Genomic DNA, 25844 nt, shown 5'->3' on the forward strand with positions numbered 1-25844 from the left:
CCATGACCGTGGTGATGCTCCTGACCGTGGGGCTTTTAAGCTACGTGATCCTGGAGCGCCAGAAGGAAAAACTCTACAATCACGCGGTGAAGCTGGGCATGGTGAGCCTCGGTTACTTTGCCAGCAACGCCAAGATCCCCCTCCTTGAAGACAACATCCTTTCCCTCAACGCCCTGATCCAGAACGCCGAAGGGGTGGACGGCCATCTGTACGCCCTCATCGTGGACAACAACGAGGTGATCAAGGCCCATACCGATTCGTCCCGCATCGGTAACACCATGGTGCGCTACCCGCCCACCGGACCGGTGGGCTCCCGGGGCGAGGTCGACCTCTTCACCGTCAGCGCCGAAGGTGCGGGGCAGGTTTTGAACATGAGTGCTCCCATCGTGTTCAAGGAGAAGCGACTCGGCGAGGTGCACGTGGGGCTCTCCATTGATTTCATCGACCAGCTTTTCCTGGACGAGCGGGCCTTTCTTGTCATCAGCACCATGATCATCTGCCTTATCGGCCTGGTGGTGGCGGTGCTCTTTGGCCGCCGCTTTTCCAAGCCCATCTCCGGCCTTGTGACGGCCACCCAGGAGTTTGCCAAGGAGGTTCCAGGCCATAGGTCAGGACGCCGTCAGCAACGATGAACTCGGCCGTCTGGCCACGGCCTTCAACCGCATGGGCAAGGAGCTTTTCAAGCAGACCATGATGCGGGAGTCCTTCGGCAAGTACGTGGGGGCCGACGTGTTGGAGCTGATCATGCAGACCAGGAACAGCTGGCTCGAGGGGTTGAGGATCACCGCCGTGTCTGCCCGACGTGGAGTGTATTCGCGAAACCCGGGCCCCGGAGGTGCTGGTGGAAGAAGATACGAACAGCTACTTTGAGATCGCCACCTCCATTATCCTCAAGCATGGGGGGTATGTGGACAAATTTATCGGCGACGCGGTGCTGGCCGTGTTGAGGATTTCTCGATTCGAGATCCGGAGACCATGGGAACGGTGTGTCCGGGCTGCCGTGGAGATGCAGCAGGCGTTTCGCCAGGCCGGCGAGTCTGGCCGGAACCCTCTTCTCTCCCGCGTGGGGATCAGCATCAAGAGCGGAGTGGTTGTGGCGGGCAGCATCGGCTCCCAGGCCAAGATGGAGTACACGGTCATCGGGGACACGGTCAATGTTGCCGCATACATCAACGCCCTGGCCGAGGGCGGTGAGATCGTTGTGGGAAGCAGCGTCATGGAGAGGCACAGGGACATGCTGGAGGTGGAGTCCCTGGTGCCCCAGAAGGTCAAGGGGCGCTCCGGGCTGGTGGAGGTGTACCGGGTGACAGGAATACGCGATTATGGAAATTAAATCCGAACGACGGCTGTGGGGTGTGCTGCTGGCACTTTTCTTTTTGGGGAGTGCCTGCACGGCGCGTCCCTGGCACCACGATGCCGGGGAATATGTGGTGGTGCAACCCGGCCCCGGAGAGAACCTTGAAAAAGTAGCTGCTGATTTCGGCGGGGGGGACGCGGGCCTTCCGGCCGTCAAAGCCCTGAACCCGCCCGGGCTGACGCCTGCCAACACCCCTTTGCTTGTTCCCACAACCCCTGCTTATGATCTGGGAATCCGATCGGACGGCTACCAGGCCGTGCCGGTTTTGACTTATCGGTGGATTGATGGAGAGCACATCTGAATCCGTGGGGAAACATCTGCAGGGCGACCTGCTCCAGTTGAAGACCATGGGGTCTGCCCTGTTGACGCCCGAGGCCTTTTTAGGATTTATCCGCATGGAGCGGTCGGTTTCCAAGGGCGCTGTGCTCCTTGCCTTTGAGGTTCGCGATGCCGAGGGGTTCAGGGACTTCCTGGCAAAGGTCGGCCATATAAAACTTACCGGGCTTCTGTTTTTGGACCCGTCCGAGGTGGGGGCGCCCGGGCAGCTGACGTGGGAGGAAGTGGCGCAACTTGCGCAAGGCGGACTTGAGCCCGCCCTGCTTCCTGCTGAGGCCAGGGGGCTCTCGTCCCCTGCGCCCAAGGAGAGCCTGGTGGGTTACACACGCCGTGTCAAGAAATCCATCACCACGTCCCATGAACGCCTGGAGAGTCATACGGGGCAACCCGTGCGGTTTGCCGCGTATCCGGACGGCACCGGCAACAGCGTGTTGGCCTCGGTGATGGTCTCTTTGGGGACCAAAGGGATCTTTGTCCTGGGAGACGGAGGAAATCCTTTTTTCTGCGACAACCTGAGCATCGTGCGTATGGATGTGGGGGGACGCGGGGCTGAAGAGCCCCTGGACCGTTATCTGGACACCTTCAGGGAGGCGAGGTTGGCATGGTGAGGTCGTGTCGTATTTTCTGGGTGGCGGCCTGCCTGATGATTCTGGGGGGCTGCGGGATTCCCATGGTCCCCCGTTCCGAGGTGCCCTTTCCCGATGCCTTGCAGGAGCGTGCCCTGGCCCTGGAGGCCCGGGGGGATATCGTGGGGGCCATTCGGTATTGGGAGGCGTCGGCGGCAGTGTCCCGTGAGAAGCTCGCTTCCCTTCACGCGCTTCGCCGTGAGCACATCCAGGGAGAGCTCGCGGCTGCGGACACGGCCCTGACCCGGGGCGATACGGACGAGGGGATCCGGCACCTCCTCATGGTGTTGCGCATGGACCCGGGCCATGGAGGGTCCAAGGAGCGCCTTCGCGGGACCCTGTCCCGACACCTGGTGGTTCCCTGCACCGTGAGGAAGGGGGAATCCGCAACGGACATGGCCCTTCGGGTGTATAAGAACGTCCGGCTTGCTCCCCTGGTGGCGGCCCTTTACGGCGATGACCTGGCCGCTGGAGAGTTGCTTCGGTTGCCCGAAGTGGAGGCCTCCCTGGTGGCCGCCCAGTTCAGCTACGGCCGTTCCATTGCAAAGGCGCGCAGGGATTACAGGAACGAGGCCTGGGGTTTGCCTGGCCGTTTCCGGAGGATGCCTGGCTATTAGCCGGGGATGAGGGAGCCCTATATTTAAAAAACACCGCAGCCCATAACCTGGCTGAAGCGTTGTTCCGGCGGGGCCTGCGGGGAGGCGCTGGCCATGGCCGGGTGGATGCCTTCAGAACGAAAAACCACAAATCAAGGAGATCCTTGCCATCCAGGCACGGCAGCGTGATGGAGAAGGTTCGCACAAATACCCAGCGCCTTCGCGAGGCACAGGCTGTCTGGAACAGATCCCCTTTGTGACGTGCCGGGATGTGCTGGAGGGCGTGGATTCCGGTTTCCCCGGGAAAGAGGCGCTGGCGGCGCAACTGAACCGGACGCTGAAAGCCAGAGCGGAGAGCCATTATCGAAAGGGGGTTCGTCTGTTTCTTCAGGAAAATCTTACCGGCGCCATTGCCGAGTGGCGAAAGAGCCTTATCTTGAATCCGGAGCATGCCAAGGCCGGAGAGGGTGTAGAAAATGCCGGGCGCCTCCTTGAAAAAGTGGAGGGCATCCAGCCGGGTAAGGGGAGGCACACACCATGACAGTGGATCTGGTCACCATGGAATCCCATGGGGCAGCGCGCAACGAGGTGAGAGATCTGTTTCGGCTGATGTGGCCCGGAGGCAACGAGGCTTTTCTGGATGAGTCCTGGGACGATGTGGAGCGTCTTTATCGGGGAGAGTGGCCGGGATATTTGCCCCTCCGAGAAGCCATTCACAACCTGACCCACGTGGTCACCGTGACGCTTGCCATGGCTCGCCTTCTTCACGGTGCGGTGCTCGACGGCCACCGGATCACCGCCGAAGAGGGGCTTCTCTGCCTGGTGGCGGCCCTTTTCCACGACGCGGGGCTGATCCGGGGCGTGGATGACCCCGAAACCACGGGGGCGGAACTCACCAAAAGGCATGTACCGCGCGGTATGGAGATGCTCGGGGCGTATCTCGTCGCCCATGGATGGGACCGGGCCTCCTGTGGCTTTGCACGGTCTCTTCTTGCATGCACCGAGCTTGAGGCGGACATGCGCTCCATCCGGTTCGACACCGAAGAGTGCCGGTACATGGGGGAGCTGCTGAAGGCGGCTGACCTGGGCGGGCAAATGGCCGATTGCCGGTATGCGGAGAAGATTCTGCTTTTGGCCCAGGAGCTTCGCGAGGCGGATAAAGAGGCCTTTTTCGGTGAACGGGATCTTGTGATGAACACGCCGGCATTTTGCCGGAAGGCCCTAAGGGAGATGGTGGACGGGGACGGCAAGGGCGTGCTGGATCATTTTCGGGACGCGACTTTGAGGGCTTGCGGATGGACCGTAATGTCTATACCGATCAGATTTCAGCGCAGATTTCGCTTCTGGAAGAGGTGGTTGCAAGGGGAGGCGACGCCTACCGGGCTCACCTTCGAAACGGGGTTGTGAAAATGGGTTGTCCCCCTCGCAATTTCGATGCTATATATCCAAAACAGTAACCAGATCGTCTTATATACTCACGAATGATACCGCACCTGACCCGGCGGAGACGCTGCGGGCAGAGCGTCCGATCCCCATATCACAGACAAACCGATCGGTGCAAAGGAGACAGGTACCCTATGGAAGGACTGGCTTGGATGATTCCTGCGGGTCAGAACTCCATTGATCGACGAGCGCAATCAGCGCCTTATGGAAATAGCGATGAAGCTCCAGGAGCTCACCGCTGTGAAACGGAAAAAAGAAGAGGATTTTGAGAATATCGGCGAAGCCCTTGCCGATATCATGAGTCCCAGGATGCACTTCGACGAACGAAGAGGAGCGTATTCTGGTGGGAAAACAATACCCCGAATTGAACCAGCACAAGCGTGAGCACAAGCGGTTCATCAAAAAGATCATGGGGTTCCGTCGCCTCTTTTCCGAAGATCCCGCAAAGGTGTCCGAGGACGCGCTGGCCTATGTGATCTCGTGGCTTCCCGCGCATATCAAGGAGGAGGACGCACGTTACGCACCCTTTATCCGCGTCCAGAACTACCTGGCGGAGTGCCAGGCCATGGGGCGCCGCGGACGCAGCTGATCCGGGGAAGATTCCGCACAGACACGCGACACAAAAAAAAGGGGAGCAGGCCACATGTGCCTGGTCCCCTTTTTGTGTTGCGGGTCGGTAAACTATTCGGGTTGCGCGTCCTCGTCTGAGGCCTCGTCGGGCTTCACACCCAGAACCAGCTCGTTGAGGATTTCGGTGATAACGGGTGTCTCCTGTTCGATGGCATAGAGGCGGTCCCTGTCGAAGATGGTCTCCGTGTCCGGCAGGTCGAAGGTGAATTCGCTCTGCTGGCGGATGGCCTCAAAAAGGATGGACAGGGAGTAGCAGGAGAGGTTCTCGAAAAAGAGGCCTTCGTCCACCTGGTCATCTTCCTCGTCGGGCGTATAATCTTTCTGGGCCTGGGTCAACTCGGTGACGGCGGAGAGGAGCATCATGGAGTTCTCGTCTCCGAAGGGCTCTTCGTCGGAGTCCTAGCTCAGAACCGCCATGGCAAGAAAAAGTTTTTGCCGCGATAAACAGGCGTTCAAGCCATTCCTCCTCCAGGTTGTGGGGCAAAACCGCTTCCGCTCCCCGTGAAATGACTTCGTCCATAAATCGGTTGATGCTCATGAAAATCTCCTGTTGCGCAGGCAGCCCTGCGGGTTGAATCGGAAGCGCTTAAGGGCTTCTGATGGTTTGATGGGCGGCATTATGGCACACTCTTACAAAAATGTGAAACCTGTGGGGGAAGAGAGTCTGTCAAAGCACGATGGGTAAGGCCTTTCGAGCCATAGGTACTTGATACAGGGTATGGGTCGATGTTTACCATGGTAAACAGGGCTTGACAAGGGATGGTGTGTACCGCTAACTTAAAGTTAACTTTAAGAGAAGAAAGGTTTGAGAGTAGCCGTTCGGAAGGCCAGCAATATACCATATAAGGAGGACTGGCATCAAGTCTGGAACTCAGTGCTTCAACCATTCAGTACTCAAAAGAAAAGGGGCTAATACCCCCGGCTCGAACCCCCGGGAGACCAAGGGTCTACACGAGCAAGGACAGGGCCCGCCTGAAGCTTATTCTGAGGGGAAAACGGTTTGGGTGTTCCCTGGAAGAGATCGCTCATGCATCGGCCTTGCCAGCACGGGAGTTGGAATGAGTGGCAGATCGAAATGAGCCTTGCCTATGCGGAGAGAAAGATCGAGGAGGTCAGGGAGCGCAAACGGGAGCTGGACCTCATGGAAAAGGATATACGGGCCATGAAAGAGGCCCTGGAGCTTCGCCTGCAGGAGCTGAAGCGATGACGAGACCATTTTAAAGCCTTATATATGTTTGCCCCCGGCAGGGCCGCCGGAGGCCTTGCGTCCATAGCTGTTCAGGTTGGTTGGTGACGATGAAATCAATCCAAAGGGAGGGGCAATGTTCGATTACCTGTTGAGCCCGGAAGCCCTTGCGTTAAGGGACGAGGTGCGGGAGTTTGTCAAGGCGGTGCCCAGGCAGCTGCTCATCGACATGGACAACGACAAGGTGCAGTTTCCCAAAGAGTTTCTTGAGGAGGCGGGGCGGCGCAATCTCATGGGATGCCGCTACCCAGAGGCCTGGGGAGGGCGGGGCCTGGACTGGGTGACCACAGCCATGGTCATGGAGGAGGTGGGGGTACTGGGCTACATCATGGCCTGCACCTTCGGCGTGGGGGCGGAGCTGGTGTGCGATGCCATCATCCTCCACGGCACCGACGCCCAGAAGGAAAAATACGTGAAACCCCTTCTTAAAGGGGGAGGGGCTGCTGCGGCCGAGTGTCTCACCGAGCCCCGGGGCGGTTCCGATTTTTTCGGCACCAACACCACGGCCGAGGACAAGGGCGACCATTTTCTTTTAAGCGGCCAGAAGCGGTTCATCGTAGGCGGTGAAGGGGCGGACTATTTTCTTGTGTACGCCCGCACCGATGAAGGGGCCGAGCCCCATAAGGCCCTCACCTGCTTTATCGTGGATCGCGGACCCGGTGTGAAGGTGGAGTATCTTTACGGGCTCATGGGGTGCCGGGGGTCCGCATTGTCTTCGACCGGGTCAAGGTCCCCAAGGAGAACATCGTGGGACGCCTCAACGGTGCCTTTGCCGTGTTCAACACCATGATGATTCCTGAGCGGCTCGGTACGGCCGCCATGACCATCGGTGCCGCACGTCCCGCCCTGGAAGTGGCCACGGCGTACACCACCAAACGACGGGCCTTCGGAAAGACCATCAACCGCTATCAGGGGGTGAGCTTTCAGGTGGCCGAGGCCGCCATGCTCCTGGATGCCAGCCGAAGCATGATCTACACCACCTGCCGCGCCGTGGACGAAGCCGTGGAACCGGCCCGCATCCGTCGCCTGGTCTCCGAGTCCAAAAAATTTGTCACCGAGGCCTGCCAGACCGTGGCGGAAAAGTCCATGCAGGTGATGGGGGGCATCGGGTACACCACCATCTATCCGGTGGAAAAAATTGTCCGGGACCTGCGGCTCGCCTCCATCTGGACGGGGACCAACGAGGTGATGTCCCTGATTATCGCCGGGGAGTGGTACGACGAGCAGGCCGCCGCACGCAAGGAAGGGCAGACCCGGGACTGTGAAACCGACGCCGAAGAAGCCTTTGCCGCGGATGAAAAGATCATGTAGCACACGGGTGAGTGACAAACCGATCCGCCGGAGTTATTCCGTAAGTAAAGGAAATCCAAAACGGGGCCCACTCCCCTGTGCCGGAAGAGTGACATGGGCCTCTCAAAAACGGTTGCCACATGTCATACCCCACGCGAAATCTACCGAATTAGGGGAGGCGCGAGTGCAACTCGCGGCTGCCTTCATGCATTCGCCACAGGGCTTCCAGGTGTCCCCACCTGGTCGCCGGAGGCAACTGAACAGTTACCCTTTTCTTACAACCTGGGAGGCCGGATGCTGCACGTTGTTCCCCACGACGCCGCCGGAACAGACGGTGGTCTACTTCCCACGGCTCCCATGAACACCCGGCGCCAGTGGCGTACTCTTTGACGAGCTTACGCCGACCCATCGTCCCGTTGCCGTCGACCTGACGGGTTATGGTGAGGCGCCTTTCCCGACCCGGAGGAACACCTCACTCCATGGAGGCCGAGGCCGAAAGGGTCCATGGGCTTGTGTACGGCCATTTGCAGGCCCGTGGTCCCTGTCACCTGGTGGGCCATTCCTACGGAGGGGCCGTGGCCCTGTGCTATGCGGTTATGTTCCCCGGGGCCGTCAAGAGCCTGGTGCTCTTCGAGCCCATGTGTAACCATGTCCTCGACGAGACGGGGCACCCCCTTCAACACGACGGCAGGGCCCTGATCGGTCGTATTACGGAGCTCCACGACCGTGGAGATGACGAGGGTGCCGCCCGGGAGTTTTTCAACAGCCTCACGGGTACGGATGGCTTTCACCTGCTTCCGGACGGTGCCCGCAAAGCCCTTTCATCGGGGGTAGGCAGAGTGCTTCTGGATTCAAGGCCCGCGGTCTCCACCCCCCTTACCCTTTCGATTACGGGCAAATCGACTGTCCCGTCTGTCTTGCCACCGGTCGGCACAGTCCGGTGCTCACCACCGCCATCTCAGCCATTTTGGGCCGCCAGTCTGGCAACCGGGCCCATGAGCTGTACCCCGAGATGGCATTAAGCCCTGTTTTACACGCCTCGGAAGTGAATACCCTGGTGAAGGAACATCTGGACTCGGTGTGACCGCTTGGGCGGATTCCGCTTTAATAGCCTTTTTTTCTTTTGCTTTTGGCTCCTTGTACTCTGTTGGTGAATAATGTTACGTAATGTAAACATGACGCAGGGTGTCCGTCAGGCCGCCTAAAATCACCATGATGTTACGGGCAACCAAAGGGAGAAGGGGATGAAGAGAAGCAGAAGGAGCGTTGCAGGCTGGGGTGGGGCGGTCGTTTTCGTTGCGGCTTTTTTCTTTTTCGGCAGCAGGGTGTGTGCGGAGGTCATGGTGGCCGACCCTCTGGCCCGGGTGAAGCGATCCCTTGAGACGAGTCGCTCTCTTTCCGATTACACGGCGGTCCTTGTGAAGCGGGAGCAGTTCGAAGGCAGCCTTGGCCCGGAAGAGGAGATCCTCTTTAAATACGCCCAGCCGGGTCGGGTGTATATGCAATGGATCGGAAAGGTCAACAAGGGGCAGGAGGCCCTGTACGTCAAAGGGGAAAACGAAGACCGTCTAAAGGCCCATAAGGGCGGTTTTTTGGGGCTGGTTACGGTGAACGTGGATCCCACGGGCAAGATGGCCATGGAGGGGCAGCATCACCCGATATTCCATGCAGGCATCGTCTTTACCACAGAAGTCGTTCTCCGCGACCTGGAGAAAGGCTTGAGCCGCAATGAAGTCCGTGTGATGGACCGGGGCCGTCAGAGCCTGGACGGCCGTGAGGTGGTGGTCGTGGAGGCGTTTTTCCCGGAAGAGGTGAAAGGGGCTGTCCACACGGTGAAAAAAGGGGAGACCCTCTGGGATGTCGCGGCCCGATACGATCAGGACATGTTCGTGATTCTTTCGGTGAACAAGGGCGTGGATACGCCGCAGGATATCAGGGAAGGACAGGCCCTGACGATTCCTGATTACTATTGTCGTCGTTCCGTCAGCTATTATGACGCGGATTCTGAGCTTCTCGTGAAGATTGAGAATTATGACTGGAACAACACCCTATGAGGTGTACCACTACAGGGACCTGCAGCTCAACGTGGGGTTGAGCAGCTATGATTTTGACCCCGATAACAAAGGCTATTCGTTTTGATGGCGGGCTGAATGCCGCCTTCCTTTGAGCTGAATTGACGCAACGGATCGAGACAAAAAAACCCGGCGAAAGCCGGGTTTTTCAGTCTTATTCGAGGCCTGACACGGCCTGCGTGTGTCGTGAAACGGACGACGGCGTGATCAATAAAACTCTTCACGCTTGAAGTGGGAGGCATCACAGGCATCGTTGAGGTTGCCGCCGGACGTTTCCAGAAGGCTCGCGATGGTGATACTGTCCAGGGATTCGTACAGGTTGCGCGTTGCATCGGCCCAGACGGTGCGCACCCTGCATTCGTCGGAGAGTTTGCACCCTTCGGGGTCTGCGACACACTCCACGAGATCGCTCTCGCCTTCGAATTTTCGGACGATTTCACCGAAGGTGATGGCCTCGGGGTCTGCCATGAGCTTGTATCCGCCCTTGGGCCCTCGAAAGCTGGTGATGTACCCGTCTTTTTTAAGGTCGCGAATGATCTGCTCCAGGAATTTAACGGGGATGTCCTGAAGCCTTGAAATGACGCCCACCTGAATGGGATCGCCCTCTTTATGGCGCGCGAGTTCAAGAAGTACTCTGACGGCATATCTGCTTTTGCTGGATAGTCTCATATGTTTTTTACCCGAATATCAAGAGAGTCTGTGCCACGTTTAAGTCCCTGATGTCTTTTTCCTGTGTATGGTATGCTCCGCGTCGTGGCCCGGGGCACGACCCCCATGGGGCGCTTTTGGCTCGACCCTGAGGCCTCTTGAGCGGAAGCAATCCCGGTAAATGGACGTCTGACGGGACTAAAAGATTATGTTGCCGGGGGAAGTTCTGTCAATGAAAACTTTAAAAGGACACTTCAGGGGGAAAGTTGTGCCCATGCCGATGAACAAAAATGAATGTCAGCCTTTGGAATAAAAGGGCTGTCAAGGGGCGGGCCGTGTTCAGGGCGCGGGGTCCGGTACATCGGCAGAAGGGGTGTCCAGGGCACCGAGCTCTTCCGGAGAGGGCAGGTCGTCCACGCTGTTGAGGCCGAAGAGCTCCAGGAAGTGGCGTGTGGTGGCATAGATCAGCGGACGCCCGGGGATCTCTTTGCGCCCGGCCACCCGGATCAGTCGCATGTCCAGGAGGCTTCGGATAATTCCGCCGGAGTCCACTCCCCTCAGGTACTCCACCTCGCTTCGGATCACCGGCTGGCGATAGGCGATGACGGCCAGGGTCTCCAGGGCGGCCTTGGAGAGCTTCAGGGACGGGGCCTGGTCGGTCCGGGCGGTCCAGCCCGGCGAGCCGCTGTGCGGAACTGATAGCCTCCGGCCACCCGGACAAGGTGGACGCCGCCGTCCCGGGCGGTGTATTCGGCCACAAGCTCACGGACCGTTTCCGGCACCCTCTCTTTTTCCGTTTCCGGGACCAGGCGACGGAGCTTGTCCATGGACAGGGGGTGGGGGGCGGAGAAGAGGAGGCCCTCGACGATCTGTTTAAGGGTTGGCTGGGGCATGGAGGGCTGTCTCCTCATGGGCCGGAGGTTCCGGCATGGGGGCAAAAACGCGGATGATACCGCTCTGGACGTGTTGCATGATCCGCAGGCGGCCCTGTTTGGCCATCTCCAGAATGGCCAGGAAGGTGACCACCAACTCGGCCTTGGACTCTTTGGGATGGAACAGGTCGGTGAACAGGACGGATCCTTTCTGTGCCAGCTTTGCTGCCACCTCTTCGATTCGCTGGCGGACGCTGAGCTTTTCCGTGGAGAAGTCCACGGCATGATCCCGGTAGCGTCCTGCCATGAGTTCTTTGTAGGCGTTGACCAGGTCCATGAGGTCGGCTTCCACGAGCCGGTCTTCCCCTGCAGGGGGGTCCGGCGCGGGCTCCCGCTGCCCCTGGCGAGCAAAACCCGGGGGCGGTGCCGAGCATCTCCGGTCCCGGCGTCGGAAGCCAGTTTCATGCGCAGGTATTCCAGCAGGGGCCGAGCGATCTCCATACGGGGGTCTTCATCCTCCTCGCCCCCTGTCGGGGGGAGGAGCATGCGCGACTTGATGTGGGTGAGGGTGGACGCCATGAGGAGAAAATCACCGGCAAATTCGATGTCCAGGCTCTTCAGCATTTCCAGATAGGCCATGTACTGCTCTGTGATGATGGCGATGGGGATATCGAGGATATCCATGTCGTTTTTGATGACCAGGTGGACCAGAAGGTCCATGGGGCCCTCAAAGACATCGAGCTTGACGGCGTAGCGGGTACCGAAGAGTCGGTTCATGGCGTTCCTGTTTCCGTGTGCGGGGTTATCCCAGGGGGGTGAACCCCACGGCTTCCCGGATTTCCTTGAGGAAGGGGACGCTGTACTCACGTGCCTTGTCCCTGCCCTTGATGAGTTCGGCCTCAATGTCTCCGGGGTTGGCGATGAGCCGGTCGTAGGTGTCCCGGAAGGGGGAGAGGGTTTCGTTTAAGTACTCGAAGAGGAACTAGTACGCCGGCAATACCGGCTTCATAGCGTTTTTTCACATCGGCAACCTCGTCTGCGGAGGCAAAGGCCCGGAAGATCTCAAAGAGGGTGCACCCTTCGGTGGACTTGGGCTCACCGGGCTCCAGGGAGTTGGTCTTGATCTTCATGATGTGCTTGCGCAGCTTTTTCTCGGGGAGAAAAAGGGGAATGGTGTTGTTGTAGCTCTTGCTCATCTTGCGGCCGTCGAGGCCGGAAAGGACGGCCACGGAGTCGTCGATCATGGCTTCAGGGAGCACAAAGTGTTCGCCGTAGTGGTGGTTGAAGCGGGCGGCGATGTCCCGTGCCATCTCAATGTGCTGGATCTGGTCTTTTCCCACGGGAATTTTGTGGGCCTTGAACATGAGAATGTCTGCGGCCATGAGGATGGGGTAGCTGTAGAGCCCCATGGTGATCCCTTTGTCCGGGTCACCGGTGCGGTTCTCTTCGTTGGCCTGGACCTTTGCCTTGTAGGAGTGAGCGCGGTTCATAAGACCCTTGGCCGTCATGCAGGTGAGGACCCAGGTGAGTTCCGGGATCTCGGGGATGTCCGACTGGCGGTAAAACACGGCGTTGTCGGTGTCCAGGCCTGTGGCAAGCCATGTGGCCGCCACTTCCATGCTGGACTGCCTGAGTCTTTCCGGGTCGTGGGAGCTGATGATGGAGTGGTAGTCCGCCAGAAAATAGAAGGAGCGGACATCGGTTCTGCGGCTCGCTTCGATGGCGGGCCGGACGGCCCCGACGTAGTTGCCGAGGTGGGGGGTGCCGGAGGTTTGTATCCCTGTCAGTACGGTCTCTTTCATCGCGTTCATCCTTAGGGTGGCGTTCCGCAAGGGGTGCGGAACACCGGGTATCTATGCAGTCAATAAGGCGGCCCCTTGGCGGGGTCACACGGTGTCTCTTTTTTAATCCTCAAGGCGGGGCTGGCCCACCGGGTGCCCCCCTTCTATGCCGGAAAAAAGGGGAAAGATCAAACGTCAATCGGTTTGTCTTGGGCGGGTCACCCCTTTAGGTAGCCGGCGGCAAAGGCCAGCTCGTCGTCTCTGTCCTTGAGCTGGCCGTCGAGTTTGGCGGCCAGGGTGTCTGCCAGGATCTCACCGTAGCGGGGGCCGGGTTTGAGGCCCAGGGTCTTGAGGTCACGGCCCCTGATGGACAGGGTGATGTGGCGGAGCTGGCTCATGTAATGGGAGATGGCTTTTTTGATGGCCTCGTCCTTTGAGATGGCCATGACGTACAGGAGCAGTTCGGTCCTCAAGGGGGAGAGCTGCCGATGCAGGTCGCTGTTGGCGGCGGGCAGGCCGTGGGTGAGCCAGATGTAAGCTCCCCTGGCGTGGAATCGCTCCTCGGTGAGGATTTTTCGGTACTTCGGGGGCAGCATGAGGCGCCTTGCCACCACCTCGGAAACCTCCCTGTCGCACGGGGCCAGCAGGGTCAAAAAGTAGATGATCCAGCGTTCGATGGGTTCGTCCGTGTACATGAGGTCATGCCAGGCCAGGACTTTTTTGGCTTCGTCCAGCTGGTCGATGAGCTCGTTGTGCCGGGTGATGCCCGGGTGGATGATCTCCATGAGGCCCAGGTCGAAAATCCGCAGGATGGACGGGATGGGGTTCTCCTCTTCCAGGATCTGCCGGAACTCGTTGAAAACCCGAAGGCCCCCCAGCTCCCGGAACACGTCCAGGTGGATGGCGTTCTTGATCATCTCCCGGGTGACCTTGCCGATGGTGAACCCGAAACGCTGCTCGAACTTGATGGCCCGGAACACCCGGGTTGGGTCCTCCACAAAGCTCAGGTTGTGCAGGATTCGGATGCGTTTTTCCTTGATGTCCCGCTGGCCGTTGAAAAAGTCGGTGAGGGTGCCGAACCCGTCGGGATCCAGGCGGATGGCCAGGGTGTTGATGGTAAAATCCCTGCGGTACAGGTCAAGCTTGATGGAGCTGGTTTCCACCTCGGGCAGGGCGGCCGGGGAGGGGTAGTACTCCATGCGGGCCGTGGCCACATCCACCTTGAAGCCGTCGGGGAAGATGATCACCGAGGTGCCGAATTTGGTGTAGGTGTTGATGCGGGCCCCCATCATCTCGGCAAAGGCCTTGGCAAAGGTGATGCCGTCCCCTTCGATGACGATGTCGATGTCGTCGTTTTGCCGTCGCAGGAGCAGGTCCCGCACAAATCCGCCCACCACAAAGACCCCGTAGCCCATGTCGTGGGCTACGCGTCCGATCTGTTTGAGGAGGTCGAGGATCTCTCCGGTGAGGCGTTCCCGCATGAGGGAGACCACGGGTTTCTGTTTCGGGTAGTGGGGCGGGGCGCTGACTTCGCTGCCTTCGGGGCGGGCGTGCTCCTTGCTGTAGACCAACAGGTTGAGCAGGTCCGTGCGGGTCACCACCCCTGCCACGCGGTCGTTTTCCATAATGGGCAGGAGCCGCTGCTTGTCGCCGATGATGCGGTCCACCAGGGTGTTGAAGTCGGTGTCCGGGCTGGCCGTGGCCACGGAGGAGAACATAAAGTCCTGCACGGGGCAGGCTCCCAGGTTGTGGGAGAGGGCCCGCTCAATGACCTGGCGTGTGATATAGCCCAGGAGCTGCTCGCTCTCGTCGTCGAAGGTGGTGACCACCAGGGCGTTGATGCTGTAACGGGTCAGGAGCCGCGACGCCTCGGACAGGGGCAGGAGCGGTGCGGTGGTGATGGCCGGGGCGCTCATGAGGTGACGGGCCGTCCGGATGGGTTTGACCCGGGCGGCGAGCAGGGCGCCGAGCCTCTCCTCCACCTGGGCCAGGGGCATGTTGCGGATGGAGGCCGAGGCGGCAAAGGGGTGGCCGCCCCCACCGAGATCGGATAAGATGGCCCCGCAATCCACCTCGGGCAGGCAGCTTCGGGCCACCACGTGGATACGGTTGCCCATGCCGGCCAGGACGAAAAGGACCCCCAGGCTCTCCATGCGCATCATTTTCTGCACAAGTGTCGCCAGGTCCGGGATGTACTCTTCCAGGGCCAGGGTGACCAGGGTGACCTCCACCCCGTTGATCATCCGTCGCTCGGACCGGTTCAGCATCTCGTTGATGAGGGCCACCTGGGCCGGGTCCAGCTCCTTTGCGATGAGGCTGGAGACGATGTCCAGGTTGGCGCCCAGGGAGACGAGCCATGCCGCGGCCTCAAAGTCTTCCGGGGTGGTGGACGCGTAGGTGAAGGATCCGGTGTCCTCGTAGATCCCCAGGCAGATGATGGTGGCCTCTTCTTTGGAGAGCTCGATGCCGCGTTCCCGGATGAGTCCGGTGAGGATGGTGGCGGTGGCGCCGGTGGGGCGGATGACCTCAAGGGCTCCGGACAGGGCGTCGGGCAGGTCGGGGTGGTGATCGTAAATGTGGATCTCCGGAGCCTGCTCGTTGATGATGGCGGCCACCTCCCCTAAACGGGAAAGGTCCCGGGTGTCCACGAGGACCACCCGGCTGACCCGCTTGCCGGCAATGTCGGTGCTCCGTTTCATGTTGAAGAGATAGAGCAGGGAGCTGATGAAAAAATTTTTCAGGTTTTTTTTCTCTCCGGCGTTGGGCAGGACCACCACGGAGTCGGGGTAGAGTTTATGGGCGGCAAGGACCGAGGAGATGCCGTCAAAATCAGCGTTGATGTGGGTGGTGATGACGGTCAGGCCGTCCTGGCTGGCTGGGTTGGTTTCGTGCACGGGCTCCCCTTTTAAACGTCTGTGGTGGCCGGGAAGAGTGGAACCGGGGTTCCCGGCATGCGGGTTGCGGAAGGTGTTCACGGCCTGGGCTGGCTGCCGGGCGGCAGTCGGCTCCTGTTCTGGTCGTCGTTTTTGCGTCTTGCTCCCGGGTGTGCGAGAATGCAACAGCCTTGAACAAGGGTCACGCTGCGAGGGCGCGTCCGGTTACGTGACCGGCGGCCTTGAAATCGCGCGAGAAATTTGTTTAGCTTCGCGGGTCGCGACGCGCATGAGCATGATATAACCAAGTGCCTCCGTCAGGTCAAGGCCGGTGCCGGGCGTCGGTGGCCTTTTCATATTTTTCAGCAAGTGAGGACGTTCCATGACAGAAGAACCGTATGTCTATCTTTTCGGGCCTGTGCCCTCCCGCCGTCTGGGTCTTTCCCTGGGTGTGGACCTGGTGCCGTCAAAGACCTGCTCTTTGGATTGTGTATATTGTGAAAGCGGGGCCACCACAAGGCTTACGGTCAAGCGCTCCGCCCTGGTGCCGAAAGAAGCCGTGATGGCGGAACTGGACCGGTATCTCGCCACCCATGAGCCCCCGGACGCCGTGACGTTTTCCGGGGCAGGGGAGCCGACCCTCCACGAAGACCTGGGGGAGATTGCAGACCATATCAAATCCCGCTGCCCCGGTGTCCGTGTGGTGCTGCTCACCAACGGCACTCTTTTTGACCGGGAGGATGTGAGACGCGACGCCGCCCGAACGGATCTGGTCGTCGCCTCCTTTGAGGCATCGAACCAAAAGGTGTTTCATGCCCTGAACCGGCCCCATCCTTCCCTGGACCCCAAAGCCATGGCCGAGGGGCTTATCGCGTTCCGGCAGGAATTTTCAGGTGAGTTGTGGATCGAGGTTTTCATCGTGCCCGGCGTTAACGACGATGATGCTGAGGTGGCGCGGCTTGCCGAGGTGGTGAAACGTATCGGCCCGGACCGTGTTCAGGTGAACACCCTGGATCGTCCCGGTACCGAGTCCTGGGTGAAACCGGCGGACCCGGAGCGGCTGAAAATCATTACCGAGGCCCTGGGATCCGGAGAGGTTATCGGAGCGTACACCCCCCGTTCAACGGGCGGAGACAGCGACGCGGATGTGGCGTCACGGATTCTGGGGATGGTGCAAAGGCGCCCCTGCACGGCAGAGGACCTGGCCGAGAGCCTTGGCGTTTTACTGGAACAGGTGGATGAGGCATTGGAAATACTGATGCGCACAGGGCGGATCCAGCAGGAAATCCAGGCTCGGGGAATGTTTTACAAGCCCTTGTAAAGCGGCGACAAACCAAAAATTGATTGATAAAATGGGGAAAAACATTTAATGAAATCATAACCGCGTTTTCGTTTCCTGAATTTCTGTCTCAGGAATGATGGGTTCATGGCAGGCGGCCCTGCCGTGTTCCCTGGCCCATCCAACCAACCGCAAGGTCGCTTCGATGCCACGCCCATGCCCGTTCAGGGCATGTTGATGCCAACCCGCTCTCCAGTTTTTGTAGGAGGTTGACGATGCCTGTTTATCTCTGGGAAGGGAAGAACAGAAAAAACGAAACCCGTAAAGGGGAAATGGAAGCCCGCAGTGAAGATGCGGTCCGAGCGAACCTCACGCGCATGCGCATTGTGCCGGGTAAGGTCAAGCAGAAACCCAAAGATATCCTGGAGAACGTCACCTTCCTGCAGCCCGTGGTGAAGGAAAACGATATCATTGTTTTTGCACGGCAGTTTTCCACCATGATCGACGCAGGGCTTCCCATTATCCAGTGCCTCGAAATTTTGCTGAATCAACAGGAGAATCCCACCTTTAAAAAGGTGATCAAGGAGATCAAGGGGGATGTGGAGGGCGGCCAGACCTTTGCCGCGGCCCTGAAGAAGCATCCGAAGCTCTTCGACGACCTGTTCGTGAACATGGTGGCTGCCGGAGAGGCCGGGGGTATCCTCGACATCATTTTGCGCCGTCTGTCCAACTACATGGAAAAAATGATGAAGCTCAAGCGCCAGGTGAAGGGCGCCATGACGTATCCCATTGTCACCATGGTCATCGCCGTTTTGGTGGTGGCTGTGATTCTGGTGTTTGTCATTCCCTCTTTTACGACGATGTTTTCAGATTTTGGCGCGGCGCTGCCCCTGCCCACCCAGGTGGTCATCAACATGAGCGAGTTTGTCCGTGGGAAAATTCTGTATATTTTGGTTAGTATCGTGCTTGCGGTCATCGCCTACAAGCAGTTTGGCAAGACGGTCAAAGGACGAAAGATTCTTGACCGGACCTTTCTGAAAATTCCCGTGTTCGGGATCCTGATCCGAAAGGTGGCTGTCTCCAAGTTCACCCGCACCATGGGAACCATGCTCAACTCAGGCGTGGCCATTCTGGACGCTTTGGATATTGTGGCCAAGACCTCGGGCAACGTGGTCATCGAAGAGTCCATCTACGAGGTGCGTGCCGGGATCTCCGAAGGGCGCACCATGGCCGATCCTCTTATCGAAAGCGGCATCTTTCCCTCCATGGTCTGCTCCATGATCGCCGTGGGAGAGTCCACCGGGGCCCTGGACACCATGCTGGAGAAGATCGCGGATTTCTACGACGACGAAGTGGACCAGGCCGTGGAGAACCTGACTTCTCTCATTGAGCCCTTTATGCTGGTCTTTTTGGGAGTAGTGATCGGGGGGCTGGTCGTGGCCATGTACCTTCCCATCTTCAAAATGGCCAGCGTTGTGGGCTGATGGCCGCGGGCGCCGTGGGAACTCCACCGGATCGCCGGGGACAGGGTGCGCGTGCAGGAGATACGGAGTTTGTGCGGAAACTCCGGTGGCTGATGCTCGGGCGGGCTCTGTTTGCCATGCTGACCCTTGGCGCCATCCTTGTCTATCGGGCAGGCGAGCGCCTTTCGTTTTTTGTCGAGCCCCTCACCTCTCTGTATGTGGTGGCGGGGTTCGTGTTTCTTGTGAACCTTCTCTATCTGGCGACCTTCCGATGGTTCCGGCATGAAGAGGCCTTCGGCGGGATCCAGATCTTCGGAGACGTTCTCGTCGTCTCCGCCATAGCCTACCTCACAGGGCTTCTCTACAGCCCCTTTCTCTTTCTCTATCCCATTGTCATTATCTGCGGCACCATCATCCTGGGACGGATGGGCGGGTACTTTACCGCAGCCGTCTCCTGCATTGCCTTTGGGGTGTTGGTGAATTTTCAGCACTACGGCATGTTGGCGCCCCCGGGCTTTGAGTCCTCTCCCTTTGCACAGGATTTTACCGGACAGGTCGTCTTTTATCGGACCTCGGTGCTGTTTCTCGCCTGCCTCGTTACCTGTCTGGTGAGCGGATACATCGCCGAACAGGAGACCCGGGCCCGGGCGGATCTGGCGGTGATGGAAGAGCAGGTCAAGCGGGTGGAGAAGATGGCCATCATCGGGGAAATGGCTGCCGGCCTGGCCCATGAGATCAAAAATCCCCTGGCCTCCCTTTCCGGCTCCATCCAGATGCTCAAAGGGGAGAAAGGATGGGAGCCCCACCATGAAAAACTCATGGGGATTGCCGTGCGCGAAACCGCCCGGCTTTCGGGGTTGGTGACGGAGTTTCTTCTCTTTGCACGGCCCGGCTCCGGTAGTCCGGCGCCCATCCTGGTGGCGTCAGTGGTGGAGGAGACCGTGGCCCTGCTGGAGCAGGACGTACGGTACGGGCATCATGTGGGTGTGGAGGTTCTGGTGGTGGAGGGCCTGACGGTCCGCATGGATCTGGGGCACCTGCGCCAGGTGATGCTCAACCTGCTTATCAACGCTGCCGAGGCCGTCTCAGGCGGCGGGACTGTCATTGTTTCCGGCTACAGGAAGAGCCGGGATGCAGTGGCGCTCTCCGTTAAAGATGATGGGGTGGGCATCGACCCGGATATCGTAAAGCACATTTTTGACCCCTTTTTTACCACCAAAAAAGAGGGCACGGGCCTGGGGCTTTCCATTGTTCACAGGCTCCTGGAAGAGAGCGGCGGCGGGATTCGTGTTGTGAGCTGCCCCGGGGAGGGGGCGGAGTTTCTGCTTTCGCTTCCCTGTGACTCCGGAACCCCATCGCCCCGGGAACTTCGGGACCGCTGTTGACAGCGGCAAATGAAATTGGTTAGGTTAGGGACCTTTGGTCGAATCCGGGCAAAGCTGTCTTGAAAACCGTCTGATTCGAGGGCGGAGGTGCGGCCCGTGCGGCCGGGGGCACCTGGGGACCAAAGCGGTTTCGAACCAGGAAATATCCGAAGCCTCGGCTTCTGAACATAATCTAATGATGATGCGACCGTAAAAAAATATGCTGCGAATGGTTCTCCCTATCCTGCTATGGTAGGGGCAACCCCGGCATCGGATGTGCCGGGGCAGGGCTGTTTTTTTACGGGGCCATCAATAAAGTGAGCAGCAAAAGAATGAGCAAAGAAAGCGCACAGGACGTCGTTGAGCAGAGACGAGCGAAGAATGAAGAGCTGAAAGGGCGGGGCATCAACCTTTACCCCAATGACCTGCGGGTAACCCATACTGTGGCCGATATCAAGGCCTTCATCGAAGCCGAGCCGGAGAATACCGGCGAAGAGGGAGCTGTCTTTACCGTGGCTGGCCGCATCATGGCCATCAACCGCATGGGCAAATCCTCCTTTGTCCGGTTCCGTGACCGCAGCGGCCTGATGCAGGCCTTTGTGGCCAAAGACAAGGTGGGGGACGAGGCCTACGACCTCTTTAAAAAGATGGATATCGGTGACTTCCTCGGTCTGACCGGCACCCTTTTCAAGACCCGCACCGGTGAGTGGACCCTTCAGCCCACCTGCCTCTCCCTTGTGTGCAAGTCCGTGCGCCCCCTGCCTGAAAAATTCCACGGTCTCAAAGACCCGGAGAAACGTTACCGCCAGCGTTATGTCGACCTGATCATGAACCAGGACGTCAAGGAGATCTTCCGCAGGCGAAGCCGCATGGTCCAGGCTGTGCGCGAGTTCCTCCTCGAACGGGACTACCTCGAGGTGGAGACCCCCATGATGCAGCCCATTGCCGGCGGTGCGGAGGCCACTCCCTTTGTGACCCATCACCGCGCCCTGGACATGGACCTTTACCTTCGCATCGCCCCTGAGCTTTACCTGAAGCGACTGGTTGTGGGCGGGTTCGAGCGTGTGTTCGAAATCAACCGCAACTTCCGGAACGAAGGGGTGTCCACCCGGCACAACCCTGAGTTTACAATGATTGAGTTCTACCAGGCCTACGCCAACTACGAAGACCTCATGGACCTCACCGAGGAGATGTTTGCCTATGTGACCGAAAAGACCACCGGGTCGCCGGTCATCGAGTACCAGGGCAACACCATCGATTTCAGCAAGGCGTGGCGACGCATTCCCCTACTGGACTCCCTGGTGGAGATCGGCGGGGTGGACAAAGAGATCCTGGACGATCACCAGGGCCTTCTGGCCTTTGCCGAGTCCAAGGGCATTCACATCACCAAGGCGGATCGCATGGGCAAGGTGATCACCAAGCTCTTCGATGAGCTGGTGGAACCCAACCTGATCCAGCCCACCTTCATCACCGGCTACCCCGTGGAGGTGTCGCCCCTGTCACGGCGCAGCGACGTCCACCCGGAACTCACCGACCGTTTTGAGCTGTTCATCGCGGGCCGTGAGATCGCCAACGGCTTTTCCGAGCTTAACGACCCGGAAGACCAGCGCGACCGTTTTCTCCAGCAGGTGGCGGACAAGGAAGCGGGCAATGAAGAAGCCCACAACATGGACAGCGACTACATCGAAGCCCTGGAGTACGGGATGCCTCCCACGGCCGGCGAGGGCATCGGCATCGACCGGCTTGCCATGCTGCTGACCGACTCCCCGTCCATTCGTGAGGTGATTCTGTTCCCCTTGATGAAGCGGATCGAAAAGTCATGATAAGACGCCGTCGGCGGGGCAGAGCCCTGCCGACGGTTTTTTTAATACCTCCTGTAAAACGATGGTTGAATGAGCCGAATCGGATCGCCCCTTTCCATATCGTATGAACTCCTCATTGCCTTGCGCTATCTGAAGGCCAAGCGCAGGCAAGCCTTTATTTCCCTGATTTCTTTGCTGTCGGTCGCCGGTGTTGCCGTGGGGGTGATGGCCCTCGTGGTGGTGATTGCCGTGATGACCGGGGCGGAGAAGGATTTCAAGGCCCGTATCCTGGGATTCCAGTCCCATATTACCGTGATGAAACGTGGCGGCGGCATTGCCGACCCGGCAAACCTTCAGGATGTGATCCAGGGGGTGGACGGGGTGACGGTGGCCGCCCCCTTTGTCTACGGCCAGGTGATGCTGCGTTCCGGTTACGGCGTGTCCGGTGCCGTGGTCCGCGGGGTGGACCCTGATGCCGGTGTGACCCAGGTCGAAGGGTTTGACCCGGAACTCCTTGAAGAAAAGCTCGCCCGCAAAGCCCCCTCCAGGGGAGCGCCCACGGGGGTGGTGCTGGGGCAAAGAGTTGGCCCTGAATCTCGGCGTGGGGGAAGGGGACATGATCTACCTGATCTCTCCCAAGGGGATGATTTCCCCCATGGGGCACGTGCCCTCCATGCGGCGGTTCCGGGTGGCCGGTCTTTTTGATTCCGGCATGTACGAATACGACAGCGCCTTTGCCTACATTCACATTGAGGACGCCAAGTCCGTTTTTCGCCTGGGGGACAAGGTGACGGGCATAGATGTCTGGATCGATGCTCCCTATGAGGCCCATGAGGTTCGCGAAGGGGTCCTCGGGCAGCTGGGGCCCGTGTACTGGGCCCGGGACTGGATGCAGATGAACGCCAGCCTTTTTTCAGCACTCAAGCTTGAAAAGGCGGCCATGTTCGTGATCCTGATTCTTATCGTTCTTGTGGCTGCCTTCAACATTGCCAGCAGCCTCATTATGATGGTGATGGAGAAGACGCGGGATATTGCCATCTTAAAGGCCATGGGCGCCACGGACGGCAGCATCATGCGGATATTTGTCTACCAGGGGACCCTCATCGGCATGGTGGGCACCTCCATCGGGGTGGCCCTGGGGGTGGCGCTCTGCTTTGTCCTGAAGCATTTCAAGTTCATCGACCTGCCCAAGGTCTACATCTTTTCAACCCTGCCGGTGCGGCTGGAGGCCATGGATGTTCTGGCCATCTCCGCTTCGGCCTTTTGCATCTGTTTTCTGGCCACCCTGTACCCTGCCTGGCAGGCTTCCAGGCAGAACACGGTGGAGGCGATACGTTATGGATGATTCCAAGAGAGGCGCCAGCCTGACCCTGGAAGGCATTTCCAAGTCCTACAGTGCCGGAGGCGTGTCCCTGGACGTGCTCAGGGACGTGGATTTTTCCATGGTGGGCGGCGAGCGCATTGCCGTCACCGGAGCGTCCGGCATCGGAAAATCGACACTGCTGCATATCGTAGGGGCCCTGGACCGGCCCGACGCCGGGCGGCTTGTCTGTGACGGGGTTGATGTGTTTGCGGCGGACGACAAGCACCTTGCGGATTTTCGCAACAGAACCATCGGCTTTGTGTTCCAGTTTCATCATTTGTTGCCGGAGTTTACAGCATTGGAAAATGTGATGTTGCCCCGGCTGATCAGAGGGGAAAAGGGAGAAGCACCCGTTAAGGACGCCGAAGCGATCCTCGACCGGGTGGGGCTTTCCAAGCGGCTTCACCATCGGGCGGGGGAATTGTCCGGAGGGGAACAACAACGCGTGGCCATTGCACGAGCGGTGGTGGGACGGCCCGCGATTCTTCTGGCTGACGAGCCGACCGGTAACCTGGACGGTAAGAACAGCAGCCAGATCCATGAGTTGCTCGACGATTTGAACCGTGAAACCGGCATGACCGTTGTGGTGGTGACCCACAACATGGAGTTGGCCGGCTACATGGACCGCCAGGTAACCCTGGAAGGGGGGCAACTCGTTGAACGGAATTGATTACAAGGAAAACAGCATGATGACTCGACTGACCAGATCACTTTTCTTTTCTCTGATGATCATGATCGTGGTGATGGCCGGAGCCGATCCCGTTCGGGCTGAAGAGGCGGCGAAACGAATCGCCGTTCTTCCGTTTCGCGTGGTTTCTGATACAGATCTTTCGTACCTTTCCGATCAGATCCCTGCAACCCTTTCCGGCCAGCTCAAGCGGGACGGAGGCGAGATGGTGGACGCCGGGCCCCTGCTGGGGGCCGTGGGAGAAGACGGGGCCGTAAACACCGCTCGCCTTTCGACCCTGGCAACATCCGAGAATGTCGACCATGTGGTCTGGGGAACCATGACCCAGACAGGGGATACCTTCAAGCTGGATGCCAAGCTGTTTGACGTACGGCGCGCAACCACCACACCCCTTTCCAGCGAGGGCATGGGCGTGGAAACCCTCATCTCCACGGTGGGGGACCTGGCCGTAAAGATCGGTTCCCGTATCTTCAGCTTTGAGACCGTGGCCGATGTCAAGGTGGAGGGGAACCGCCGCATCGAGTCCGACGCGGTGCTTCGCGTGGTCCGTGTCAAGGCCGGGGATCGCCTGAAAAAGGACGCCCTCACCCGGGACATGAAAGCCATCTACCGCATGGGGTATTTCGAGGACATCAAGGTGGTGGCCGAGCACCATGACGACGCCACGGCCACAGTGGTCTTCCGCGTGAAGGAGAAACCCACCATCAGAAACGTCCTGGTGACCGGAAACCATGTGTTCGACGACGAGAAGATCAAGGAGAACATCACCCTCTCCAAGGGGGCCATCTTCAACACCGGCGCCTTGAACACCTCCATCAAGCAGATCGAGAGCCTCTACAACGAAAAACATTATTATAAGACCAAGGTGAGCTACCGGCTCATCGACGTGGAGAACAACCAGGCGGATCTTGAATTCACCCTGGAAGAAGGGGAGAAGATCTGGATCAAAAAGGTCTCCGTGGAGGGCAACGACTTTTTCTCGGACAAAAAGATCCGAAAGATGATCAAAACCAAAAAGAAGGGGTTCTTCTCCTGGCTGACCTCCTCAGGCACCCTGGAGATGGCGGACCTGAACGTCGATATGGCGGTGATCAACGCCGAATACCAGAAGAATGGTTTCATCGACTGCCGCATCGCAGACCCCGTGGTGGAGTACAAGGGCAAGTGGATCTTTGTCACCATCAAGATCGAAGAGGGCATCCGGTACTCCCTGGGCAAGGTGGACGTTTCAGGCGATATCCTGGACACCAAGGAGGCGCTTTTCGAGAGGCTGACCGTGGAGCAGGATGAGTTCCTCAACCGCGAGAAGGTCCAGAACGACGTGGTGGCCCTTACCGATACCTACAGCGACGAGGGATACGCCCGGGCCTCGGTGGTCCCCGACATCCGGCGCAACCGCAAAGAGAAGGTGGCGGATGTGACCTACCGGGTCACCAAAGGGAGCCTGGTCTACTTCGACAAGATCATCATCACCGGCAACACCGTGACCCGGGACAAGGTGATCCGCCGCCAGCTTAAGGTCTACGAGCAGGAACTCTACCGGGGGGCAAGGCTCAAGGAGAACTGGCCGCGGCTTCATCGTCCTCAGTACTTCGGCGACGTCAAGGTCAATACCCTGGACACCACAGACCCGGACAAGGTCAACCTTTCCATCGACGTCAAGGAAAAACCCACCGGGACCTTTACCTTTGGCATGGGCTACAGCAGCGAGGACAAGCTCTTCGGGACCACCTCCATCTCCAAGCGAAACCTCTTCGGCAGGGACCAGTCCCTGGACCTGAAGGCCCAGTTCGGCGGAACCGGCAACAAGTTTACCTTGAGCTTTGTGGAACCCTGGCTTTTTGACATTCCCCTCTACTCCAAGTATGAATTGAAAAAGTGGGACGACGAGTACACCTCCTACGACAAAGAGAGTGTCGGTGGCGGGCTGACCCTGGGTTATCCTGTCTACGACTACACCCGCGCCTTTGTCTCCTACACCTTTGAGAAAAACACCATCGACGACATCGACGCCACAGCGTCGGATCAGATCAAGGAGATGGAGGGTGAGAACACCCTCAGCAGTGCCGCCTTCAGCCTCTGTCCGACCCTCATTCCAGGGACCGACGGTACAAT

General features: G+C 59.0%; 30 protein-coding genes and 2 pseudogenes. 24 read left to right on the forward strand and 8 right to left on the reverse strand.

Annotated elements, in window-relative coordinates; translation table 11 throughout:
* Positions 1-2 precede the first annotated feature (2 nt).
* The 9 genes from ACOYW2_RS05430 to ACOYW2_RS05470 all read left to right on the forward strand — a co-directional run bounded on the left by ACOYW2_RS05430 (position 3) and on the right by ACOYW2_RS05470 (position 4947).
* Complete coding sequence (locus ACOYW2_RS05430; protein ID WP_482769679.1) at positions 3-632, forward strand: hypothetical protein; 630 nt, start codon at positions 3-5, stop codon at positions 630-632.
* Positions 583-870, forward strand: a complete 288-nt coding sequence (locus ACOYW2_RS05435) for a HAMP domain-containing protein (protein WP_482769680.1) — start codon at positions 583-585, stop codon at positions 868-870. Before ACOYW2_RS05430 ends, ACOYW2_RS05435 begins: the two co-directional genes overlap by 50 nt.
* Entirely contained in the window at positions 842-1333 is a 492-nt protein-coding gene (locus tag ACOYW2_RS05440) for an adenylate/guanylate cyclase domain-containing protein (protein ID WP_482769681.1), read from the forward strand. The genes ACOYW2_RS05435 and ACOYW2_RS05440 overlap by 29 nt, the downstream gene beginning before the upstream one ends.
* Positions 1323-1658: a hypothetical protein gene (locus tag ACOYW2_RS05445; protein ID WP_482769682.1), complete on the forward strand. Its 336-nt coding sequence runs from the start codon at positions 1323-1325 to the stop codon at positions 1656-1658. Before ACOYW2_RS05440 ends, ACOYW2_RS05445 begins: the two co-directional genes overlap by 11 nt.
* Complete coding sequence (locus ACOYW2_RS05450) at positions 1642-2301, forward strand: polysaccharide deacetylase family protein (RefSeq protein WP_482769683.1); 660 nt, start codon at positions 1642-1644, stop codon at positions 2299-2301. Before ACOYW2_RS05445 ends, ACOYW2_RS05450 begins: the two co-directional genes overlap by 17 nt.
* A complete protein-coding gene (locus ACOYW2_RS05455) occupies positions 2295-2936 on the forward strand; it encodes a hypothetical protein (protein ID WP_482769684.1) in 642 nt (213 codons plus the stop codon). The genes ACOYW2_RS05450 and ACOYW2_RS05455 overlap by 7 nt, the downstream gene beginning before the upstream one ends.
* A gap of 235 nt (positions 2937-3171) precedes the next feature.
* Positions 3172-3456, forward strand: coding sequence for a hypothetical protein (locus ACOYW2_RS05460; RefSeq protein ID WP_482769685.1), 285 nt, complete (start codon positions 3172-3174; stop codon positions 3454-3456).
* Positions 3453-4322: an HD domain-containing protein gene (locus tag ACOYW2_RS05465; RefSeq protein WP_482769686.1), complete on the forward strand. Its 870-nt coding sequence runs from the start codon at positions 3453-3455 to the stop codon at positions 4320-4322. Before ACOYW2_RS05460 ends, ACOYW2_RS05465 begins: the two co-directional genes overlap by 4 nt.
* A gap of 373 nt (positions 4323-4695) precedes the next feature.
* A complete protein-coding gene (locus ACOYW2_RS05470; protein WP_482770984.1) occupies positions 4696-4947 on the forward strand; it encodes a bacteriohemerythrin in 252 nt (83 codons plus the stop codon).
* Between the two features lie 92 nt (positions 4948-5039).
* On the opposite strand, the gene ACOYW2_RS05475 is transcribed toward ACOYW2_RS05470, so the two are convergent.
* Positions 5040-5351 carry a hypothetical protein gene (locus tag ACOYW2_RS05475; RefSeq protein ID WP_482769687.1) on the reverse strand — a complete coding sequence of 104 codons (312 nt, stop codon included), beginning with the start codon at positions 5349-5351 and terminating at the stop codon, positions 5040-5042.
* A gap of 549 nt (positions 5352-5900) precedes the next feature.
* Here ACOYW2_RS05475 and ACOYW2_RS05480 point away from each other — a divergent pair.
* The 7 genes from ACOYW2_RS05480 (at position 5901) to ACOYW2_RS05510 (ending at position 9663) form a co-directional block, all read left to right on the forward strand.
* Positions 5901-6050 (forward strand): MerR family DNA-binding protein, encoded by a 150-nt coding sequence (locus tag ACOYW2_RS05480; protein ID WP_482770985.1) that lies wholly within the window; start codon positions 5901-5903, stop codon positions 6048-6050.
* Entirely contained in the window at positions 6016-6195 is a 180-nt protein-coding gene (locus ACOYW2_RS05485; protein WP_482769688.1) for a hypothetical protein, read from the forward strand. Before ACOYW2_RS05480 ends, ACOYW2_RS05485 begins: the two co-directional genes overlap by 35 nt.
* Positions 6196-6310: 115 nt before the next feature.
* The gene (locus ACOYW2_RS05490; protein ID WP_482769689.1) at positions 6311-7024 is read left to right on the forward strand and encodes an acyl-CoA dehydrogenase family protein; all 714 of its coding nucleotides are present in this window, start codon (positions 6311-6313) and stop codon (positions 7022-7024) included.
* Positions 6982-7545 carry an acyl-CoA dehydrogenase family protein gene (locus ACOYW2_RS05495; protein WP_482769690.1) on the forward strand — a complete coding sequence of 188 codons (564 nt, stop codon included), beginning with the start codon at positions 6982-6984 and terminating at the stop codon, positions 7543-7545. Before ACOYW2_RS05490 ends, ACOYW2_RS05495 begins: the two co-directional genes overlap by 43 nt.
* 416 nt (positions 7546-7961) lie before the next feature.
* Entirely contained in the window at positions 7962-8546 is a 585-nt protein-coding gene (locus tag ACOYW2_RS05500; protein WP_482769691.1) for an alpha/beta fold hydrolase, read from the forward strand.
* Positions 8547-8768: 222 nt separating this feature from the next.
* Positions 8769-9578, forward strand: a complete 810-nt coding sequence (locus ACOYW2_RS05505; protein WP_482769692.1) for a DUF1571 domain-containing protein — start codon at positions 8769-8771, stop codon at positions 9576-9578.
* Positions 9556-9663 (forward strand): DUF1571 domain-containing protein, encoded by a 108-nt coding sequence (locus ACOYW2_RS05510; protein WP_482769693.1) that lies wholly within the window; start codon positions 9556-9558, stop codon positions 9661-9663. The genes ACOYW2_RS05505 and ACOYW2_RS05510 overlap by 23 nt, the downstream gene beginning before the upstream one ends.
* A gap of 140 nt (positions 9664-9803) precedes the next feature.
* Here the strand turns inward: ACOYW2_RS05510 and ACOYW2_RS05515 are convergent, their stop codons facing one another.
* The 7 genes and pseudogenes from ACOYW2_RS05515 to ACOYW2_RS05545 all read right to left on the reverse strand — a co-directional run bounded on the left by ACOYW2_RS05515 (position 9804) and on the right by ACOYW2_RS05545 (position 15791).
* Positions 9804-10265 (reverse strand): RrF2 family transcriptional regulator, encoded by a 462-nt coding sequence (locus ACOYW2_RS05515; protein WP_482417110.1) that lies wholly within the window; start codon positions 10263-10265, stop codon positions 9804-9806.
* Between the two features lie 318 nt (positions 10266-10583).
* Positions 10584-10994: an SMC-Scp complex subunit ScpB gene (scpB, locus tag ACOYW2_RS05520; protein ID WP_482770986.1), complete on the reverse strand. Its 411-nt coding sequence runs from the start codon at positions 10992-10994 to the stop codon at positions 10584-10586.
* Positions 10883-11137 (reverse strand): SMC-Scp complex subunit ScpB, encoded by a 255-nt coding sequence (locus ACOYW2_RS05525; protein ID WP_482423673.1) that lies wholly within the window; start codon positions 11135-11137, stop codon positions 10883-10885. Before ACOYW2_RS05525 ends, scpB begins: the two co-directional genes overlap by 112 nt.
* Complete coding sequence (locus tag ACOYW2_RS05530) at positions 11118-11468, reverse strand: segregation/condensation protein A (RefSeq protein ID WP_482422047.1); 351 nt, start codon at positions 11466-11468, stop codon at positions 11118-11120. The genes ACOYW2_RS05525 and ACOYW2_RS05530 overlap by 20 nt, the downstream gene beginning before the upstream one ends.
* Before the next feature lie 203 nt (positions 11469-11671).
* A pseudogene (locus ACOYW2_RS05535) lies at positions 11672-11893 on the reverse strand (segregation and condensation protein A); the annotation flags it as partial.
* Positions 11894-12015: 122 nt separating this feature from the next.
* The gene (gene trpS, locus ACOYW2_RS05540; protein WP_482769694.1) at positions 12016-12918 is read right to left on the reverse strand and encodes a tryptophan--tRNA ligase; all 903 of its coding nucleotides are present in this window, start codon (positions 12916-12918) and stop codon (positions 12016-12018) included.
* Between the two features lie 197 nt (positions 12919-13115).
* Positions 13116-15791, reverse strand: coding sequence for a CBS domain-containing protein (locus tag ACOYW2_RS05545; protein ID WP_482769695.1), 2676 nt, complete (start codon positions 15789-15791; stop codon positions 13116-13118).
* A 361-nt stretch (positions 15792-16152) separates the two neighbouring features.
* On the opposite strand from ACOYW2_RS05545, the gene ACOYW2_RS05550 reads away from it, so the two are divergent.
* The 8 genes and pseudogenes from ACOYW2_RS05550 to bamA all read left to right on the forward strand — a co-directional run.
* The gene (locus ACOYW2_RS05550; protein WP_482769696.1) at positions 16153-17091 is read left to right on the forward strand and encodes a radical SAM protein; all 939 of its coding nucleotides are present in this window, start codon (positions 16153-16155) and stop codon (positions 17089-17091) included.
* A 233-nt stretch (positions 17092-17324) separates the two neighbouring features.
* Positions 17325-18533, forward strand: a complete 1209-nt coding sequence (locus tag ACOYW2_RS05555; protein WP_482769697.1) for a type II secretion system F family protein — start codon at positions 17325-17327, stop codon at positions 18531-18533.
* 71 nt (positions 18534-18604) lie between these two features.
* Positions 18605-19897 (forward strand): two-component system sensor histidine kinase NtrB, encoded by a 1293-nt coding sequence (locus ACOYW2_RS05560; protein WP_482769698.1) that lies wholly within the window; start codon positions 18605-18607, stop codon positions 19895-19897.
* Positions 19898-20208: 311 nt separating this feature from the next.
* Positions 20209-21699 (forward strand): lysine--tRNA ligase, encoded by a 1491-nt coding sequence (gene lysS, locus ACOYW2_RS05565; protein ID WP_180145907.1) that lies wholly within the window; start codon positions 20209-20211, stop codon positions 21697-21699.
* Between the two features lie 69 nt (positions 21700-21768).
* Positions 21769-22383 carry an ABC transporter permease gene (locus ACOYW2_RS05570; RefSeq protein ID WP_482769699.1) on the forward strand — a complete coding sequence of 205 codons (615 nt, stop codon included), beginning with the start codon at positions 21769-21771 and terminating at the stop codon, positions 22381-22383.
* Entirely contained in the window at positions 22295-23023 is a 729-nt protein-coding gene (locus ACOYW2_RS05575) for an FtsX-like permease family protein (protein WP_482769700.1), read from the forward strand. The genes ACOYW2_RS05570 and ACOYW2_RS05575 overlap by 89 nt, the downstream gene beginning before the upstream one ends.
* Positions 23016-23711, forward strand: a complete 696-nt coding sequence (locus ACOYW2_RS05580) for an ABC transporter ATP-binding protein (RefSeq protein ID WP_482417102.1) — start codon at positions 23016-23018, stop codon at positions 23709-23711. The genes ACOYW2_RS05575 and ACOYW2_RS05580 overlap by 8 nt, the downstream gene beginning before the upstream one ends.
* Positions 23712-24135: 424 nt before the next feature.
* A pseudogene (gene bamA / locus ACOYW2_RS05585) lies at positions 24136-25794 on the forward strand (outer membrane protein assembly factor BamA); the annotation flags it as partial.
* Positions 25795-25844 lie beyond the last annotated feature (50 nt).

This window comes from Desulfoluna sp. CLI2B (genome assembly GCF_056847375.1).

Coding starts and splice junctions, on each gene's coding strand:
- ACOYW2_RS05430 (WP_482769679.1), top strand. CDS start 3: ATGACCGTGGTGATGCTCCTGACCGTGGGGCTTTTAAGCTACGTGATC.
- ACOYW2_RS05445 (WP_482769682.1), top strand. CDS start 1,323: ATGGAAATTAAATCCGAACGACGGCTGTGGGGTGTGCTGCTGGCACTT.
- ACOYW2_RS05450 (WP_482769683.1), top strand. CDS start 1,642: ATGGAGAGCACATCTGAATCCGTGGGGAAACATCTGCAGGGCGACCTG.
- ACOYW2_RS05455 (WP_482769684.1), top strand. CDS start 2,295: ATGGTGAGGTCGTGTCGTATTTTCTGGGTGGCGGCCTGCCTGATGATT.
- ACOYW2_RS05465 (WP_482769686.1), top strand. CDS start 3,453: ATGACAGTGGATCTGGTCACCATGGAATCCCATGGGGCAGCGCGCAAC.
- ACOYW2_RS05475 (WP_482769687.1), bottom strand. CDS start 5,351: ATGATGCTCCTCTCCGCCGTCACCGAGTTGACCCAGGCCCAGAAAGAT.
- ACOYW2_RS05485 (WP_482769688.1), top strand. CDS start 6,016: ATGCATCGGCCTTGCCAGCACGGGAGTTGGAATGAGTGGCAGATCGAA.
- ACOYW2_RS05490 (WP_482769689.1), top strand. CDS start 6,311: ATGTTCGATTACCTGTTGAGCCCGGAAGCCCTTGCGTTAAGGGACGAG.
- ACOYW2_RS05500 (WP_482769691.1), top strand. CDS start 7,962: ATGGTGAGGCGCCTTTCCCGACCCGGAGGAACACCTCACTCCATGGAG.
- ACOYW2_RS05505 (WP_482769692.1), top strand. CDS start 8,769: ATGAAGAGAAGCAGAAGGAGCGTTGCAGGCTGGGGTGGGGCGGTCGTT.
- ACOYW2_RS05510 (WP_482769693.1), top strand. CDS start 9,556: ATGACTGGAACAACACCCTATGAGGTGTACCACTACAGGGACCTGCAG.
- ACOYW2_RS05515 (WP_482417110.1), bottom strand. CDS start 10,265: ATGAGACTATCCAGCAAAAGCAGATATGCCGTCAGAGTACTTCTTGAA.
- ACOYW2_RS05525 (WP_482423673.1), bottom strand. CDS start 11,137: ATGCCCCAGCCAACCCTTAAACAGATCGTCGAGGGCCTCCTCTTCTCC.
- trpS (WP_482769694.1), bottom strand. CDS start 12,918: ATGAAAGAGACCGTACTGACAGGGATACAAACCTCCGGCACCCCCCAC.
- ACOYW2_RS05550 (WP_482769696.1), top strand. CDS start 16,153: ATGACAGAAGAACCGTATGTCTATCTTTTCGGGCCTGTGCCCTCCCGC.
- ACOYW2_RS05555 (WP_482769697.1), top strand. CDS start 17,325: ATGCCTGTTTATCTCTGGGAAGGGAAGAACAGAAAAAACGAAACCCGT.
- lysS (WP_180145907.1), top strand. CDS start 20,209: ATGAGCAAAGAAAGCGCACAGGACGTCGTTGAGCAGAGACGAGCGAAG.
- ACOYW2_RS05570 (WP_482769699.1), top strand. CDS start 21,769: ATGAGCCGAATCGGATCGCCCCTTTCCATATCGTATGAACTCCTCATT.
- ACOYW2_RS05575 (WP_482769700.1), top strand. CDS start 22,295: ATGATCTACCTGATCTCTCCCAAGGGGATGATTTCCCCCATGGGGCAC.
- ACOYW2_RS05580 (WP_482417102.1), top strand. CDS start 23,016: ATGGATGATTCCAAGAGAGGCGCCAGCCTGACCCTGGAAGGCATTTCC.